Below are 16,598 nucleotides of genomic sequence, written 5' to 3' on the forward strand. Positions count from 1 at the left end.
GATTGATCATGAACCTCCTTAAATTCGGCGCCGCTGCGCTCGCGATGGCCAGTGCCTTTGCATTGCCGGTGGGCGCGTCGGCACAGTCACGCGGCAAGGTCCTCGTTGTGATGTCGAGCGCGCATGAGCTCGACCTGCGCGATGGCAAGCACTACGAGACCGGCTACTACCTGAACGAGTTCGTCGTGCCGTATCGCAAGCTCGTCGAGGCAGGCTACGAGCCGGTCATCGCGAACCCGAAAGGCGACATGCCCGTCATGGACGCCAATTCGAACAACAAGATGTTTTTTGGCGGCGATGACGCGGCGCGCGCTGACGCACTGAAGTACGCGCAAGGCATCGCGCAGCTGAAGCATCCCAAGACGCTCGCTTCGGTGGTCGCCGAGGGAACAGGCGGCTATGTCGGGCTCTTCATTCCGGGTGGCCACGCCCCGATGGTGGATCTGCTGAAGGACCGCAATCTCGGCAAGATCCTGGTCAGCTTCCATGACAGCGGCCGTCCGACTGGAATCATCTGCCACGGACCCATCGTGCTGCTGTCCACGCTGAAGGACCCGGACGCCTTCGTCGCATCGATGATCGCCAATGATGGTAAGGCGAATTCGCTCGCTGCAGGCTGGCCGTATGCCGGTTATCGCATGACCGTGTTCTCCACGGGTGAAGAGCAGCAACTCGAAGGCCCGAACGGTCTCGGCGGCAATGTTCAGTTCTATCCGGTGAATGCACTCGCAGAAGCGGGCGCGCATGTCGATACGGTCGCGAACTGGCACAGCAACGTGGTCGTCGATCGCGAACTGATTACGGGTCAGCAGCCGATGTCGGCACCGGAATTCGGTGACGTCCTGGTGGCGAAACTGAAAGCGCGCACGAACTGATCCCGGTTATTGAGCAAGTTCGTGAAAGGACTGGATGCGTTGTATCCGGTCCTTTTTTATGGGTTTCTCGATGACCTGAAAACCCTGCCTATTCGACATGGTTTGAGGCATCGGCGTCATCTAAGGTAGTGGCAACAGGTTTCTGGCAGCGCCTGCAACGGCCGCCGTTCCGGTTCCTCAGGTTCCTTTAATCCTCCGGTGAATATCGTCGGTGAACACGCCAACGGTTGAAGAGGGATGCAATGTCGAGAGATCAGGATACATCGCCGCAAGAAGCGCCACGATCGGAGCGTCGTCGTATGAGGCGCGTCGTGGCGTGGGTAGCGGCAGTGCTTGTCATAGGCATGTGCGGATTTATTGCATTCGCCTGGAGGCCGGCACTTTCGGAAGTGCCGACGCCTGACCCGTCGAGCTTTTCGCCCGCTTTGATACAGCAAGGCGCGCGTCTTGCCGCTGCGGGATTCTGCGCGAGCTGTCATACGGTCATGGGCGGCAGGCCATTTGCCGGCGGCTACGCAATGAAGACGGGCTTCGGCACCATCTACTCCACCAACATCTCACCGGATCGCGAGACGGGCATTGGTTCGTGGTCGGAAGAAGCCTTTCTTCGCGCCATGCGTGAAGGCGTGGCGCGCGACGGGTCGCATCTTTTCCCCGCCTTTCCCTATGACCACTTCACCAGGCTGTCGGACGAGGACATTCACGCGCTGTACGCATTCGTCATGACACAGCAGCCCGTGTACGCAGAGAACCATCCGAACGAGATGCCGTTTCCGTTTGGCATCCGGGCGCTTCAGGCGGGATGGAAGCTGTTGTTTTTCCATCCGGAGCGATTCGAACCGCGAAACGATCGATCGCCCGCCTGGAATCGCGGCGCTAATCTCGCCGAGGGGCTGAGCCACTGTTCCGCCTGCCACACGCCGCGCGGTCCGCTGGGCGAGGAACTCACGAGTCGTCTCTATCAGGGTGCATCGGTCGACGGCTGGTTCGCGCCGGCTTTGACCGCGACCAATCCTGCGCCGGTGCCGTGGACGTCAGCGGAACTGCACGACTATCTGACGACCGGAGCGAGCCACTATCACGGAACAGCGGCAGGGCCGATGGCGCCCGTCACGCAGGGACTCGGCGCTCTCAGTGCCGAGGACCAGCAGGCGCTGGTGACCTACGTCGAGTCGATCGGCGAGGGCGATGCGAGGGCTGCTCATACGGCTTCGGCGGTGTCATCGGCGCTCGACGTCGATGCGCAGGATCGTAGCCGTATGGCAAGTGCGGGAGGCCGTTTGTTCGTCGCCGCGTGTGCCTCGTGCCATTACAACCGGGCGCCCGACGTCAATCCAGACAGGCCGGAGTTGGGACTGAACAGCGCCGTATTTCTGGACGATCCGTCGAACCTCATTCGCGTGATTCTGTATGGCATCAACGCGAAGGACGGCGCCGCCAGCATCGTGATGCCCGGCTTCGCACGTGGCTTGACGGACCAAGATGTAGCGAGCATCGCCGGTTATTTGCGCAGTACCCGAACGACCAAAGCGCCGTGGCCGGATCTCGGGAAACAGGTTGCAGCGATCCGTGCCGCAGGGCCAGGAGAAATTCGATGACAACGTTTCGTATTAATGGCCGTCCCGCCACGGTCGACACGGATCCGCAAACACCGCTGTTGTGGGTCATTCGTGACGAGGTCGGCTTGAAAGGCACCAAATTCGGCTGCGGGATTGGCATGTGTGGTGCGTGCACGGTCCATGTCGGTGGTCGCTCGACGCGCTCGTGCGTCACGCAGCTAGGTGCCGTGGAAGGCGCCGATATCACGACGATCGAAGGGCTCGATTCGCACGGCCAGCATCCCGTGCAACGTGCATGGAGAGAACTGCAGGTTCCCCAGTGCGGCTATTGCCAGTCCGGTCAGATCATGCAGGCGGCCGCCATGCTCAAAGACTTTCCCGATCCAACCGACGCGGATATCGACGCAGTGATGACCGGCAATCTATGCCGATGCATGACGTATTCGCGTATCCGGGAAGCAGTCAGGCGGGCTGCGCGGGAACTGGCGGAGAACAAGGCATGAGCAGGACTCAGCATGGCGGCGAAGATTCGGCCGTTAATCTGTCGCGCCGTTCTTTTCTGGTGGCGACAGTTGCCACAGGCGCGTTCTTCGGCTTTTCGCAGGCCGCGTTCGCGCTCAATGCGTTCGGAGGCGCGTCGCCGGCGTCAGCATCAGCGACATCGGGCGAGCCGGTCTTCGAGCCGACCGTGTGGTTCGAGATCGACCACGAAGGCGTTGTGTCCGTGAACGTGCCGAAGGCCGAGATGGGTCAGCACATCGGCACAGCCATAGCGCGGATTCTGGCCGACGAACTCGAAGCCGACTGGAACATGGTCCGGATCGTGGGTGTCGATACCAATCCAAGATGGGGGTTCATGGTCACGGGCGGAAGTACATCGGTGTGGGCGACGTTCCCGGTTTTTAGCCGGGCGGGTGCGGCCGGTCGTATTGCGTTGATCGAAGCAGGTGCGAAGCTGCTGGATGTGTCCGCTGGACGATGTGTTGCCAGGAATGGCGCCGTCCATGCGAATGGCCGTTCAATCAGCTACGGCGAGATCGTCCGCCGCGGCAACCTCGGACGCCGCTTTTCCGCTGACGAGCTGAAAGCGCTGCCGATCAAAGGCGCCGCCAATCGTACGTTGATCGGAAAGCCGACCCGGGCGCTCGACGTTCCCGACAAAACCATCGGCGCGGCGGTCTATGGTATCGACGTCGACGTGCCAGGCATGGTCTACGGCCGGCCAAAGCTACCGCCCACACGCTACGGATCGAAGGTGCTCTCGATCGACGACAGTGCTGCGCGAGGCGTCAAAGGTTACCTGCGTAGTGTGGCGCTGGACGATCCGTCCGGAACGGTACCTGGCTGGGTGATGGTGATAGCGGACAGCTTCTACGCGGCGCTACGCGCGGTCGATCTCGTGAAGGTGAAGTGGCAGGTTGGCGACACGGCAACGGTATCCGCAAAGGATCTGTTCGACCATGCCGCAGCGCTGGTGGCTGACCGGAGCCAGGGCGCGCTGCTCAATACAGGCGGAGGTGATTTCGACGGTGGTCTCGCACAGGCAGCCAAGAAGCTCGAAGGCACTTACACCACGACGGGCGTGTTGCATTTCCAACTCGAACCCGTCAACGCCGTCGCGTTCGAAAAAGACGGCGTCTTCGAAATTCACACCGGCAATCAGGCGCAGGGCTTCATTCTGCCCGTCCTCGCCAAAGCGCTTCAGGTTCCGGTAGAACGCATTGTCATGCGGACGTACCTGATAGGCGGCGGCTTTGGTCGACGGCTAAACGGCGACTACGCGGTTCCTGTGGCGCTGACCACGAAAGCGCTTGGGCGTCCGTTCAAGATGGTGCTGACCCGCGAAGACGACACGCGGCTCGACTCGCTGCGCTCGCCCACGCTACAGCGGCTACGCCTTGGCTGGAATAACGATGGAAAGATCGTGGCGATGGAACACGTCGCGGTTGCAGGCTGGCCCAGTCTGACGGTGTTTCCGGGAAACATGCAGAAGGGCACCAATGGTGCACCGTACGATCCGTTCTCGATCTCGGGCGCGGACCACTGGTACGACGTGGGCGCACTGCGGGTCCGTGCAGTCAACAACGATCTCGCACAAAAGAGCTTTCGTCCGGGGTGGTTGCGTGCAGTCGCGCCGGGATGGACGAACTGGGCGCTCGAGTCGTTCATGGACGAGGTCGCGCATGTGCAGAAAATCGATCCCGTGGCGCTGCGTCTCGCGCACCTCACAGGCGCGGGCCGGAACGCCGGCGCCGCGCCGAGTTCGACGGGTGGCGCGCTGCGGCAGGCCAACGTCATCCGGCGCGTGGCAGCGCGTGCGGGTTGGGGACGCGCGATGCCGCCCGACACGGGTCTCGGCCTTGCCAGTTCGTTCGGACAGGAGCGCGCAATGCCGACATGGTGTGCGTGCGTGGCGCAGGTCAAGGTAGACCGGCAGACGGGACACGTAACGGTGCAAAAGTTGTGGATGGAGATCGATGCGGGCTCGATCATCGATCCCGATGGTGCCATGGCGCAGGCCCAGGGCGCGACGTTGTGGGGCTTGAGCATGGCGCTCTACGAAGGCACCGGATTCGAAAATGGGTATGTGAAGGATCTGAATCTGGATACCTATACGCCGCTGCGCATGGCGGACGTTCCGGACATGGACATCGCCTTTGTGGACAGCACGGAGGCGCCTGTCGGACTTGGCGAACCTCCGACTACCGTGGTCGCACCGGCGATCGCCAACGCGATTTTTGCTGCTGTGGGCGTGCGGATGCGCCACCTACCTGTCCGGGCAACGGATATCAGGCTGGCACTGGATCAGGCCCGGCAGAAGACCACGAGCTAACGGAAAACGACATCATGAGACAACCCTTCTACAAAGTTCTGTACGTGCAGGTGCTGCTGGCGATTGCCGCTGGCGTTCTGCTCGGTCACCTGTACCCGCAGTACGCGACCGCAATGAAGCCGCTCGGGGATGCATTCATCAGGCTCATTCGCATGATCATCGGACCGGTGATCTTCTGTACGGTGGTGACGGGCATCAGCAGCATGAGCGATCTGAAAAAGGTGGGACGCGTCGGTGGAAAGGCGCTGGTCTACTTCGAGGTCGTGTCATCCATTGCTTTGATGATCGGCTTGCTGGCCGGCCATGTGCTGCATCCTGGCGACGGGTTCAATGTGTCGGTCGCGTCGCTGGACACACGGGCGATTGCAGGCTTCGTCAGCCAGTCGGAACATCTCGACGGGCTGACCGGCTTTCTGTTCGGGATCATTCCCGTGTCGTTCTTCGATGCGTTTGCCAAGGGCGACACGCTGCCCATCCTTTTCGTATCCATCATGTTCGGCATTGCGATCTCTGCGGCGGGGGAGCAGGCAAGCGGCGTGACGGCCATGATTGAAAAGCTGTCTGCAGTGTTCTTCTCTCTGGTCAAGATCATCACGAAAGCTGCGCCTGCCGGTGCATTCGGTGCGATATCGTTCACCGTCGGGAAGTACGGAATTGCATCGTTGATACCGCTCTTCAAGCTGATCCTGACGTTCTACGTGACGGCGTTCATCTTTGTTGCAGTGGTGCTTGGGACTGTCGCCAGGATAGCGGGGTTTAGCGTGTTCCGGCTTCTCGCCTATCTGAAGGATGAACTGTTCATTGTGCTTGGAACGAGCACGTCCGAAGCGGCGCTTCCTCAATTGATGCAGAAGCTGGAAAGACTGGGCTGCTCGAAAGCGGTGGTTGGTCTGGTCGTGCCTACCGGGTACTCGTTCAACCTTGACGGTGCCAACATTTATATGACGCTCGCCGTTCTGTTCCTTGCCCAGGCGACGAATATACATCTGACGACCGGCCAGGAATTGACGCTCCTGGCTGTAACCATGCTCACGTCCAAAGGATCCAGTGCGGTTGTCGGTGCTGGTTTTGTTGCGCTTGCGGCAAGTCTTGCGGTTGTGCCTACCGTCCCTGTGGCGGCAATGGTGCTCATCCTGGGTATCGATCGCTTCATGGCAGAATGCCGCTCGTTGGTGAACGTCATTGGCAATGCAGTAGCGGTTGTCGTGGTGTCGGCGTGGGAGGGGGAGCTCGATCGGTCGAAAATGCACGCGGTGCTCTACGGAGAGCGGGATCAACGCATCTCGATCGATGGATCGGTAACGCTGAATGGGTCACAATCTGTCGATAGCAAGGCGCATTAATTCCGAGTCACCGATTTTCCGGCGCGGAAACAGATTCCTTGAGATATCGCGTCGGGGCCGTGAGGGACGAGGCGTATCCATCGCCCCAATTCGAGATTTGCAAATCCGCAACGTAGCGTGCAATCGCAACAGGAGAGCAGCATGCCAACTTATACCGTGATGGCGGCCGCTGGGCGGCTTACCGATCCGCAGAAGCGGGAGATCGCGCGAGACATTACGCGCGTACACAGCGAGGCGACCGGCGCGCAGGGCTTTTTCGCGCAGGTGATTTTTCAGGCCATTCCGGCTGGCGATCACTTCCTCGGCGGAGCACCGCTCGTGTCGGATCAGCTATTTGTCCAAGGACAGATCCGTGCGGGCAGAAGCGCGGATCAGAAGAGGGGTTTGCTCGAAGCTCTCGTCACGCTTGTCGCAAACGCGACGGGCGCCGAAAAGCGCTCCGTTTGGGTGTATCTCTCTGAGTTACCGCCGTCCCACATGGTTGAGTACGGTAAGGTGTTGCCCGCACCTGGAGCCGAATCGGAATGGCTCAATTCAATGCCGGAGCCCGATCGCGAATTCCTTCTCGGTATTGGGAAATAGTTGTCTCCACGTCAGGACCATCCCTCTCGCGGGTTGCTGTAAGCCGGGCGCAAGAGGCCGAGATTCGGAAGGAGAAGAAGAAAGAAAAGTAAGAGAGGCTCTTGAATTGCCTCGCCGTCCAACGGCGGTTGCACTGTCTGTCTGTTTCCGTGTACCTGACAGACAACTCGACGAGATGAACGACTACCCTCGGGAAATCGGAAGGGTCGCTTTGGGGGCCGATGGCGACCCTTGGCCGGCGATCGGCTCAATGACCGCATTGGTCGATGAGTTACCGACTGGGTGGTTGTCCGTTGTACCCCGGAAGCTGTCATTGCAGTTGTAGCGGTCCGAACGGCAGTTGTGGGTCGATCAGGGACGACCGGACAACGTGGAGGGCCTTGATGACCTGACTACGTCGTAGACAGTGGCTCCCGCAAACGGCCCGGCAATTTTTGCGCTAGAATCACTGTATATTTATACAGTATTTAGCGAGCGCTTCCCATGAACCGCACCGCCACCGTTCCCGTGCAACTACGTTCTCCAGACGAGCGGACACGTTCTCTGGATGCTCTACTGCACGAAATTATGTATCCCGGCTCGGGGGGAATAACGCTATGGCGAGCTTCGCAGCTGGCCGCCGGCTTCGATCGGGTGGTGTCGTGCGGCCACGCCGCGCTAACCGCCGAGCTGCCGGGCGGCGGCTGGCCCGCTGGCGCGCTCACCGAACTGCTCACACCGCAGCCGGGCTGCGGTGAACTGCGTCTGCTGCAGCCCGCACTGGCGACCGTTGGATCCCGCCCCTTGCTCCTGCTGCAGCCGCCGCATCGGCTACAACCCACCGGACTGGCGTGGCTGGGCGTTCCCGCAGGACAGGCCTGCGTGCTGCGCGCACCCCGCACGGCTGATGCGCTGTGGGCCGCCGAGCAGATCCTGCGTGCCGGCACCTGCGGCGCCCTGCTCTTCTGGCAGGCCGAAGTCCGGCAGGAAGCGCTCCGGCGCCTGCATCTGGCCGCGCAGGCCTCGGACACCCTGCTGCTCCTGTTTCGCCCGCTCGCGGCCGCCCAGGCGACGTCGCCGGCGCCGCTGCGGCTTGCGCTGCGAGCCGCCAGGGGCGGCATTGAAGTGACCTTCGTCAAGCGCCGCGGACCGCAGCGCGACGAACCCGTTTTCGTTCCTCTCACGCCTTCACCGGCCCTGTTGAGCCGATATGCAACTCTGGATCGGCGTACATCTGCCGCACCTCGCCCTCGAGTCGTTTCTCCCGCGCTGGTCGACGCCACGCCATGAGGCCGGATTCGTCGTGCTGGAAAAGGACCGCGTTGTCGCACTCGACCGCGCGGCGCATCCCGCCGGGATCGTGGCCGGCATGCGCCGCGGTGGCGTGCTGACGCTCGCGCCCGACGCGGTCATCCGGGAGCGTTATCTCACCCGTGAAGCGGAGCTGGTTCGTGGCGTGGCGTTCGCCCTGCTGCAGTTCACCCCCCACGTGGTGCTGGCGGAGGAATCGGTCGTGCTGGCCGACGTCTCGGCGAGCCTGCGGCTCTTCGGCGGCATCCGGCCACTGCGCCGGCGGGCGGGCGAAACGGTGAGCGCGTTCGGCGTGACCGCGACACTTGCCGTTGCCCCTACGGGGCAGGCCGCGTGGCTCTTCGCCCGGTCATCGGCTGGCATCGCGCTCACGCTGCGCTCCGTCGACCGCGCACTGCGTCGCGTGCCGTTACCTGCCCTGCCGCCTGCGCGCCCCTACGCCGAATGGTTCGACGGACTGGGATGCGAAACGGTCGACGACGTCCGGCGACTACCCCGCGCAGGCCTCAAGAAGCGCTGCGGCACGGCGCTGCTGGATGCGCTCGATCGGGCGACGGGCGCAGCGCCCGAAGTGTACGAATGGCTGGCGTTGCCCCCCGCCTTCAGCGCGCGGCTCGAGTTGCCCGACCGGATCGAGCATGCGGAAGCCGTGCTGTTCGCGGCGCGGCGCCTGATCCTGCAGATGACCGGCTGGCTGTCGGCCCGACAGCTGGCGATCGCGCGGTTTGTACTTGAGCTCGAGCATGAACGCGGCCGCGCGGCGGTGCCGCCGACGGCAATCGAAGTTGCCCTCGCGGAACCGACGTCGCGCGAGGAGCACCTCGTGCGTCTTCTGAAAGAACGGCTGGGCCGCGTCGAACTGGCCGCGCCGGTCATCGCCGTTCGCCTCGATGCAAAGGACGTCCGCGAAGCGGACACGCCGAGCGAATCGCTGTTCCCGGAGCCCGGCGGCTCGCCTCAGGATCACGCGCGCCTCATGGAGCTGCTCGTCGCCCGGCTCGGCGCGCAGAACGTGCTCAAGGCGGCGCCGGTTGCCGACCACCGTCCGGAAGTCGCCGCACGCTGGCTTCCCATCGGCGAGACCGCCAGGGCCACGCTGCCGCCGCCGAATCTTCCGCGACCCGCCTGGCTGCTCGACAAGCCGGTACAGCTCATCATGCGCGGCCACCGCCCGTTCTACGGCACGCCGCTGCGCATGGTCTCGCCGGGCGAACGGATCGAGGTCGGCTGGCAGGATGGGCATCCGGTGACGCGAGACTATTTTGTCGCGGAGTCCGAAGACGCGCTGCACTACTGGGTCTTCCGGGAGCGAGTAAGCGCCGTCGACGAACGCGAGCCGCGCTGGTTCCTGCACGGCCTGTTCGGGTGATCGCCCATGGCGCCGACCTACGGCGCACTGCCCGACTATGCGGAGCTTCAGTGCGCGTCCAACTTTTCCTTTCTGCACGGCGCATCGCACGCCGAGGATCTCGCCGCTCGCGCCGCACAGCTCGGGTATGCCGCGCTGGCCGTCACGGACGAATGCTCGCTGGCCGGCGTCGTGCGCGCGCACGTCGAGGCGAAGAAGGCCGGGCTGCCTTTCATCGTCGGGTCGCACTTCCACCTGACCAACGCCGACGGCTCGCCGGCCCTGTCATTCACCGCACTGGCGATGACGCGCGAAGGCTATGGCAACCTGTCCGAGCTGATCACGCTCGGCCGCATGCGCGCACACAAGGGCAGCTACCGGCTCGCGCCGCTGGATCTCGCGCACCCGGAGAAGCCCTTTGGACACCTGCGGGGACTGCCCGGGTGCGTCGCGATCCTGTCACCGGACTACCCCGCCGATGAAGACAGACTGGATACGCAGGTTGAGTGGTTCGTCCAGACCTTCGGCGATCGCGCATGGGTCGCACTGACATTGCACGCGCGTGCAATGGACGATATTCACCGCGGCGCCGTCGAACACGTCGCGGCGCGTCACGGCGTTCCCGTCGTCGCGACCGGCGCGCCCGTCATGCACGTGCGTTCGCGCAAGCCGCTGCAGGACGTGCTGACGGCGATCCGCGTCGGAAAGCCCGTCGGGGAATGCGGCTATGATCTCGCGCCCAACGCCGAGCAGCACCTGCGATCTCGTCTGCGGCTCGCCAACCTGTATTCGCAACGCACGCTCGAGGAGACGCTGCGAATCGCTCGCCTGTGCACGTTTTCACTCGACGAGCTGCGCTATGAGTATCCCGACGAGCTGGTGCCGGCCGGCCATACGCCGACCAGCTACCTGCGGCAGGAAACCTACGTCGGCGCACATCGCCGCTGGCCGGAAGGCGTCCCGCATCAGGTGCAACTGCAGATCGAACACGAGCTCGCGCTGATCGGGGATCTGCGCTACGAGCCGTACTTTCTGACGGTCTACGACATCGTCCGGTTTGCGCGCAGCGAAGGCATCCTGTGCCAGGGGCGCGGCTCGGCGGCCAACTCGGCCGTGTGCTTTGCTCTTGGCGTGACCGAAGTGGATCCTGCGCGCTCGTCGATGCTTTTCGAGCGGTTCATCTCGAAAGAGCGGGGTGAGCCGCCTGACATCGACGTGGATTTCGAGCATCAGCGCCGTGAAGAAGTCGTGCAGTACATCTATCGCAAATACGGGCGAGATCGGGCAGCGCTGACGGCCGCCGTGACGACGTACCGCCCACGCAGCGCGCTGCGCGAATCGGGCAAGGCGCTCGGCGTGGATCCGGAAATCGTCGATCGCGTCGCGAAGGCCTACCAGTGGTTCGACTCAAGCCGCGATCTGCTCAACCGCTTCGCCGAGGCCGGGCTCGACCCTGAAGCACCGCTGATCGTGCAGTGGGCGAATTTCGCGGCGTTGCTGCTGGGCTTTCCACGACATCTCTCGCAGCACAGCGGCGGCTTCGTGATCAGCCGCGGCAAGCTGTCGAGGCTGGTGCCGATCGAGAACGCTGCGATGGCCGACCGCTCGATCATCCAGTGGGACAAGGACACCCGCGAGTTACATCCTATGGACACGCAACCCTTGTATGTTAGCCCATGGACATGGGATTTCAGGACAACGACTTACGGAGGAATTCGGCATGGAGCGCCTGCACTCTGGAACTCTGCAAGGGCCCGCCGCCCAAAAACTGGTGTTTCGCCATGGCGCGTCTTGAATACATTAGATTTACACCCATGCGTGAGTCGATCGTAGACGGCGATGTCGTATGGGCACCCGACCAGATCGGCTCTCTCATTCAATACCTGCCGCAGATCTTCTGGTCGACAGGTGACGGCTGGGTAGAGGCCAATCTTTGGGCCTTGGACCGTGCGACAAGCACGACCGGCGCTGACATTAAGACCGTATCTGCACTGATGAAGCACCTGAGTGCCTACGCGGGCTGGCTCGAAGCCGAGGGCATCGACTGGCGCCATTTCCCCAGTCGTATGGCAGACCGGTGCCTGGTTCGCTATCGTGGAAGCCTGATCAGCCAACGGGATACAGGATTTTTGAAGCCCAGCACGGTGACTTCAAGAATGCGAGCTGTCATCCAGTTTTACCGTTACGCGCAAGTACAAGGCTTTGTGAGCCGACGTGCTCCTATGTGGAACGACCGGATGTCAGTCATCCGTTACTTCGATGCCGTCGGGTTTGAGCGCACGCTGATGCGTGTCTCCTCTGATCTGGCCATTCCGAATCGCGCGCGGCCCGGCCTTTTGCTGGAGGACGGACTCACGTCTCTGCGCGGCGAGCACGTGAGAGAGTTGATGGAATTCACGGCTTCGGAGAGCCTCGATGAGATCCACCTGATACTGTCGCTCGGCTTTTTCACGGGTGCGCGCATAGGCACAATTACAACGCTGCGCGTCAAGAGTGTTGAGGATGCAATGCCAGATCCGTCGATGCCTGACTTTTACCGTATTCCGGTCGGCCCAGGCACGGGCGTGAGCACGAAGTTTAGCGTCTCAGGCGATTTACTGGTGCCTCGGTTCTTGATCGAAGCGCTTCGTCGATACTCGTACTCCATGGCTCGCCTGACCAGGCAGGCGAAGGCCAGCGAGGAGCGTCGCGACTTGCTGTTTTTAACCTCCCGCGGCAATCCCTACCAGCCCGAAACATTCAATCGTCTCATGACTGATCTTCGGCGTCGGGCCATACGACATGGGTTGCGCTTCATGCTGACTTTCAAGTTTCACCAGACCCGGTGTACCTACGGTACTTGGCTGATGGAGCTGGCGTTGCGGGTTGCCGAAGAGGCGGCGGCCATTGCGTTTGTTCGCGACGCGATGTTGCACAAAGACGAAGCGGTGACGCTTCGCTACGTGAGATTTATTCAGCAAACCCCGATCAAGGCTGCCATTGCGAACGAATTTACCGCTGCGTTCTCGGGAATCCGCAACCGCAACTGGAACAGGTTTGATGCTTGAGAGTTTGGGTCCAAATGAATTGACGATCCCCGAAATAGCGCTTGGGTCGGGCGAAACGGTCTGGGATTTGTCGCGCTGGTTGTACTTAGGAGCCGCCGGGGCGTTGCATAAGACCGTCTATCCGCAAATACGGGCGGGGCGCTGGGGTGTTATGCAAGTCGGTCGACTTGAACTCGTCCGAGCAATTCATGCTGCTATCAGGTCGAAGTTGGTCCTTGGAGGTGCCCGAGCGACGGCGCGAAACGAAGTGATTGCGATGAACAGGTTCGTCAGATGGGTCGACGATCACGGCTATCCATTCGACCTGAATGGCGTCGCCGACGCTTATATGCATTGGACAGATTCGGTTATCCACGAAGCTCATGTCCGAAAGAGCTTCAACGACAAGACCGCTTACACGCTAGGCCGAGCGGTCGGGCAGATCCTGGACCTCGCACTTGAAAGGCCTTCCGCGATCATTATGTCGACGCGATTAAAAAAGCCGAAATCGAACCGAAAATTGCAAGGTGTAAAAGCTGACAAGCAGAACGTGGCCGAGACGTTTGCGTTCGGAAATTTGCTTCAAGATATCTGCGATGGGATCACGCTCGACGCGCTGTGGGGTCCTACACCGCTTCGTATCCCGCTCTCTGGCGGCGGCGAACTGCTCCATTACTCGGGACGATCTGCCCCTCCTGCTGAGCCGTCAAAGCATGGGAATCATATCAAGCGAGCCGAAAAGCAGAAGAATATGTTCGATAGTGACAAAACACTCCGCACCCGGTACCCAATTGCCAATATGCGTATTCTGGCGGAACTGCTAACGTTCATCGCTCAGACCGGGATGAATCTCGCGCAAGCACATCAGCTAACGTTGCGCCACTTCAGCTATGCCAGCGATGTGGATGGTTATAAAGTCCGCGACTATAAGGCCCGGCGTGGCGGCGAGGTCATCTTCGAAATATTCAAGGAATACCGGAGTCATTTCGAGCGCTATCTCGTCTGGCGACGTTCCGTTTTCCCCGACGATAGTCGCTTATTCCCAGTGTTCAGGTTCAAGACGTTCGAATCGACTCCTCCTGGCTTTCTGCAGATCCAACAAGCGTGCAAGCAAGCAGGCGTCCGCTGGGTTCCGCCTAGGCTTCTGCGAAGCACCAGGATCAACTGGCTCTTGCGGCGGAGTGGCGATCCGGGTCTGACAGCCGAGATGGCCCAACACCGCAAGCAAACGCTGCTTGGAACTTATGAAATTCCATCGCTACAACGCACGATTGGAGAAGTCACGCGATTCTGGCAGCAAGCCGATCCCCATCTTGCCAGGCGTTCATCAGTCACGGCTATCGCGCCCGGCGAGTGTGACGGCGCACCTTCCGCAGTGCAAGACATACCCCAGGGCGCGCCAGAACCCGACTGCATCCGTCCATCAGGCTGTCTCTGGTGCGAGCATCATCGCGATATTGATTCGCTGGATTATGTATGGGCATTGAGCTGCTTCAGACATCTCAAAATTCTGGAGGTGGGCCGATATCGCCCTCCCCAGGGAGCTGTAGTAACGCACCCCGCCGATCATGCGATCAGCCGCATAAGTATGAAACTGATGTGGTTCCGGAATTCGAATGAGACACGACGAGCGTGGGTTGAAGAGTCTTTCGCGCGGGTGGAGGAAGGCCACTACCACGCTGATTGGCAGATGCTAATCGCAAACATGGAAGGTGTTGCGGGATGAACAGTTCGTTACGGGAATTCGTTCTTGCGATGAAGCCAGACTGGATGGCTTCCACTGCATCCTGTTTTCGCCCCCCGAGTTGGCCGCCGCCACGCGACTGGCCGGTGAGTATTGATCGTAACGGAAACGTCCTGTCTGTGTGGGGCGACTCCATATGGGATCTATCCCCTGTGGCGGGCACAACTCTGACGCTGAATTTCGGTGACGGCGCGGTCTGTCAAACCGATCCGATAGATCCCGTAAATGCGGACCTGTTACGACGACTCGTGACCTGGCGCATGTGGGGGAACCGTGCCGTACGGAAGGCGAGTACGCTGAAATCTGAATTTACCCGGATGCGGGCTGTGATTGCGTTGTGCAGCAAAAACGGCATTCCAGCTGATCGTCTGATGCGCTTTCCACGAGTGCTAGAGCAGATTCCTAACGTTATGGCGCCAAGCAAGGGGGACAATCTGCTAGCTGAATTTCATCGCTTCTATGACGCGAGGAAGCACGTCGGTTTCGTTATTCTGGACGCCGAGGGGCTCAAGCGGCTGGCGACTGCCCGAAAAGATCATATAGAAGTCCAGACGCCCTACATCCCGCCACGAATCTGGGTGTATCAGGTCAATCGACTGCGCGAGTGTCTCGACGAATTCCATAGCCACCGCGATCAGCTCGAGGCATGCTACATGTTTTGCCTGGATGCCTATGCGGAGAACTATGGGTCATTGCAGAAAGCGTTTACGGCGAACAGGGATCGTCTCAAAGCGCCGTTCAGAACTAGTCGAAACACCGGCACGTCCTACGGGCCATTCGCCGAAACGGCGGAACGATTCGGTATCGACAATCTACTCAAACGCTGGTTAGACGTTCGGCCTGAGCGCTTTCTGGTGACTTCGTTGTCCGCATACATGAGCTTGGTGAGCGCAGCGGGGCTCGCATACATTGCAAACTTCACGCTTCAGCGCAGGGACGAGGCCGCATCGCTCAGGGTGGCCTGTTTGGTTTGGGAGGACGATGAAAAACTGGGGCGAGTCCCCTTGATTTGCGGAGAGACGACCAAGACCGATCCTGACTCGGATGCACGCTGGGTTGCGAGCCCTAGCGTCGGCGTCGCCATCGAGGCCATGACTGTCATTGCCCGGCTCCGGATGTTCTGTGACAAGGCAAACCCAGCTCGCGCAACGACGGCCGCGGACCAGCGCGACCCATTTCTGTTCAGCTCACCATCCGAACCTTGGGTCACCAGCAATCGCAAAACTTATGAGATTCGCGCCGAAACCTGGAGCCTTAAGCAATATTTGGAAATTTATCCAAAGCTGATGGACCCTGAGCAATTGCGCATTACCAGCGAGGACCTCAAGATTGCGCGCCAGCTGACGCCGAACTTGCCTGAAGACGAGTTCGCCGTCGGGAAGGTATGGCCTTTGGCATGGCACCAATATCGACGCACGGGTGCCGTGAGCATGTTCGCATCGGGTCTCATATCGGATGTCTCGATGCAACAGCATATGAAGCATAGCTCCCGATTGATGCCTCTCTACTATGGTCGAGGGTACACCCGATTGCGCCTTAACGAGCATGTGGAAACCGCCATCATCAAAGCGATGTATGAAACAATGGCCGCTCAGCTTGAGTCAGCAATGAGCGCACGTTTTGTTTCTCCGCACTCACCCGAGAGAAAGGATGCGATTCTTGTCAATCTGCTGAGCGATAAAGACGTCAAAACGCTGCTCACTTGGGCCAAGAGGGGAAAAGTGACATTCCGTGAGCACCGGCTTGGTGGTTGCATGAAGGCCGGTGCGTGCGAATACGGTGGGGTTGAGTCGATTGCTCGATGCGCGGGCGGTGATGATGGGAAGCCTTGCGCCGATGTGCTTTTTGATAGAGCCAAAGAGAACCAGATTCGGCAGGACTTGTCGTCCCTGAGAAGGGAAAAATCTCAGCTGCCTCAGGACAGTCCCCGCTATAACGCGCTACTTTCTGAATGCCGGGGCATGGAGAACTATCTGAACGTCGTCGAGAACAATTAAC

Annotated in this window: 11 protein-coding genes and 1 pseudogene; all 12 read left to right on the plus strand. The window is 60.8% G+C overall.

The window, feature by feature from the left end; genetic code table 11:
- The first annotated feature begins 8 nt into the window (after positions 1 to 8).
- The 12 genes and pseudogenes from AC3WLT_RS31825 (at position 9) to AC3WLT_RS31880 (ending at position 16,597) form a co-directional block, all read left to right on the plus strand.
- A complete protein-coding gene (locus tag AC3WLT_RS31825) occupies positions 9 to 875 on the plus strand; it encodes a type 1 glutamine amidotransferase domain-containing protein (RefSeq protein ID WP_492595598.1) in 867 nt (288 codons plus the stop codon).
- A 389-nt stretch (positions 876 to 1,264) separates the two neighbouring features.
- Positions 1,265 to 2,473, plus strand: a complete 1,209-nt coding sequence (locus AC3WLT_RS31830; RefSeq protein WP_492595599.1) for a c-type cytochrome — start codon at positions 1,265 to 1,267, stop codon at positions 2,471 to 2,473.
- Positions 2,470 to 2,937, plus strand: coding sequence for a (2Fe-2S)-binding protein (locus AC3WLT_RS31835; protein ID WP_492595600.1), 468 nt, complete (start codon positions 2,470 to 2,472; stop codon positions 2,935 to 2,937). Before AC3WLT_RS31830 ends, AC3WLT_RS31835 begins: the two co-directional genes overlap by 4 nt.
- Positions 2,934 to 5,267: a xanthine dehydrogenase family protein molybdopterin-binding subunit gene (locus AC3WLT_RS31840; RefSeq protein ID WP_492595601.1), complete on the plus strand. Its 2,334-nt coding sequence runs from the start codon at positions 2,934 to 2,936 to the stop codon at positions 5,265 to 5,267. Before AC3WLT_RS31835 ends, AC3WLT_RS31840 begins: the two co-directional genes overlap by 4 nt.
- 14 nt (positions 5,268 to 5,281) lie before the next feature.
- Positions 5,282 to 6,610, plus strand: a complete 1,329-nt coding sequence (locus tag AC3WLT_RS31845) for a dicarboxylate/amino acid:cation symporter (RefSeq protein WP_492595602.1) — start codon at positions 5,282 to 5,284, stop codon at positions 6,608 to 6,610.
- 141 nt (positions 6,611 to 6,751) lie between these two features.
- Positions 6,752 to 7,192 (plus strand): tautomerase family protein, encoded by a 441-nt coding sequence (locus AC3WLT_RS31850; protein WP_492595603.1) that lies wholly within the window; start codon positions 6,752 to 6,754, stop codon positions 7,190 to 7,192.
- Positions 7,193 to 7,759: 567 nt separating this feature from the next.
- On the plus strand, positions 7,760 to 8,461 hold the full coding sequence (gene imuA, locus AC3WLT_RS31855; RefSeq protein WP_492595616.1) for a translesion DNA synthesis-associated protein ImuA: 702 nt from the start codon (positions 7,760 to 7,762) through the stop codon (positions 8,459 to 8,461).
- Positions 8,382 to 9,851 (plus strand): Y-family DNA polymerase, encoded by a 1,470-nt coding sequence (locus tag AC3WLT_RS31860; RefSeq protein ID WP_492595604.1) that lies wholly within the window; start codon positions 8,382 to 8,384, stop codon positions 9,849 to 9,851. Before imuA ends, AC3WLT_RS31860 begins: the two co-directional genes overlap by 80 nt.
- A 6-nt stretch (positions 9,852 to 9,857) precedes the next feature.
- Positions 9,858 to 11,468: pseudogene (locus tag AC3WLT_RS31865) on the plus strand (PHP domain-containing protein); the annotation flags it as partial.
- Positions 11,469 to 11,644: 176 nt separating this feature from the next.
- The gene (locus tag AC3WLT_RS31870; RefSeq protein WP_492595605.1) at positions 11,645 to 12,877 is read left to right on the plus strand and encodes a tyrosine-type recombinase/integrase; all 1,233 of its coding nucleotides are present in this window, start codon (positions 11,645 to 11,647) and stop codon (positions 12,875 to 12,877) included.
- On the plus strand, positions 12,870 to 14,582 hold the full coding sequence (locus AC3WLT_RS31875; RefSeq protein ID WP_492595606.1) for a site-specific integrase: 1,713 nt from the start codon (positions 12,870 to 12,872) through the stop codon (positions 14,580 to 14,582). The genes AC3WLT_RS31870 and AC3WLT_RS31875 overlap by 8 nt, the downstream gene beginning before the upstream one ends.
- The gene (locus tag AC3WLT_RS31880; protein WP_492595607.1) at positions 14,579 to 16,597 is read left to right on the plus strand and encodes a hypothetical protein; all 2,019 of its coding nucleotides are present in this window, start codon (positions 14,579 to 14,581) and stop codon (positions 16,595 to 16,597) included. The genes AC3WLT_RS31875 and AC3WLT_RS31880 overlap by 4 nt, the downstream gene beginning before the upstream one ends.
- Position 16,598: the final 1 nt, after the last annotated feature.

It is taken from the genome of Paraburkholderia sp. FW306-2-2C-D06C (assembly GCF_058781505.1).

Bases quoted from the DNA above. Each gene is read 5' to 3' on its own strand.
- AC3WLT_RS31835 (WP_492595600.1), top strand. From the start codon at position 2,470: ATGACAACGTTTCGTATTAATGGCCGTCCCGCCACGGTCGACACGGAT.
- AC3WLT_RS31850 (WP_492595603.1), top strand. From the start codon at position 6,752: ATGCCAACTTATACCGTGATGGCGGCCGCTGGGCGGCTTACCGATCCG.
- AC3WLT_RS31825 (WP_492595598.1), top strand. From the start codon at position 9: ATGAACCTCCTTAAATTCGGCGCCGCTGCGCTCGCGATGGCCAGTGCC.
- AC3WLT_RS31875 (WP_492595606.1), top strand. From the start codon at position 12,870: ATGCTTGAGAGTTTGGGTCCAAATGAATTGACGATCCCCGAAATAGCG.
- AC3WLT_RS31845 (WP_492595602.1), top strand. From the start codon at position 5,282: ATGAGACAACCCTTCTACAAAGTTCTGTACGTGCAGGTGCTGCTGGCG.
- AC3WLT_RS31840 (WP_492595601.1), top strand. From the start codon at position 2,934: ATGAGCAGGACTCAGCATGGCGGCGAAGATTCGGCCGTTAATCTGTCG.
- AC3WLT_RS31870 (WP_492595605.1), top strand. From the start codon at position 11,645: ATGCGTGAGTCGATCGTAGACGGCGATGTCGTATGGGCACCCGACCAG.
- AC3WLT_RS31860 (WP_492595604.1), top strand. From the start codon at position 8,382: ATGCAACTCTGGATCGGCGTACATCTGCCGCACCTCGCCCTCGAGTCG.
- imuA (WP_492595616.1), top strand. From the start codon at position 7,760: ATGTATCCCGGCTCGGGGGGAATAACGCTATGGCGAGCTTCGCAGCTG.
- AC3WLT_RS31880 (WP_492595607.1), top strand. From the start codon at position 14,579: ATGAACAGTTCGTTACGGGAATTCGTTCTTGCGATGAAGCCAGACTGG.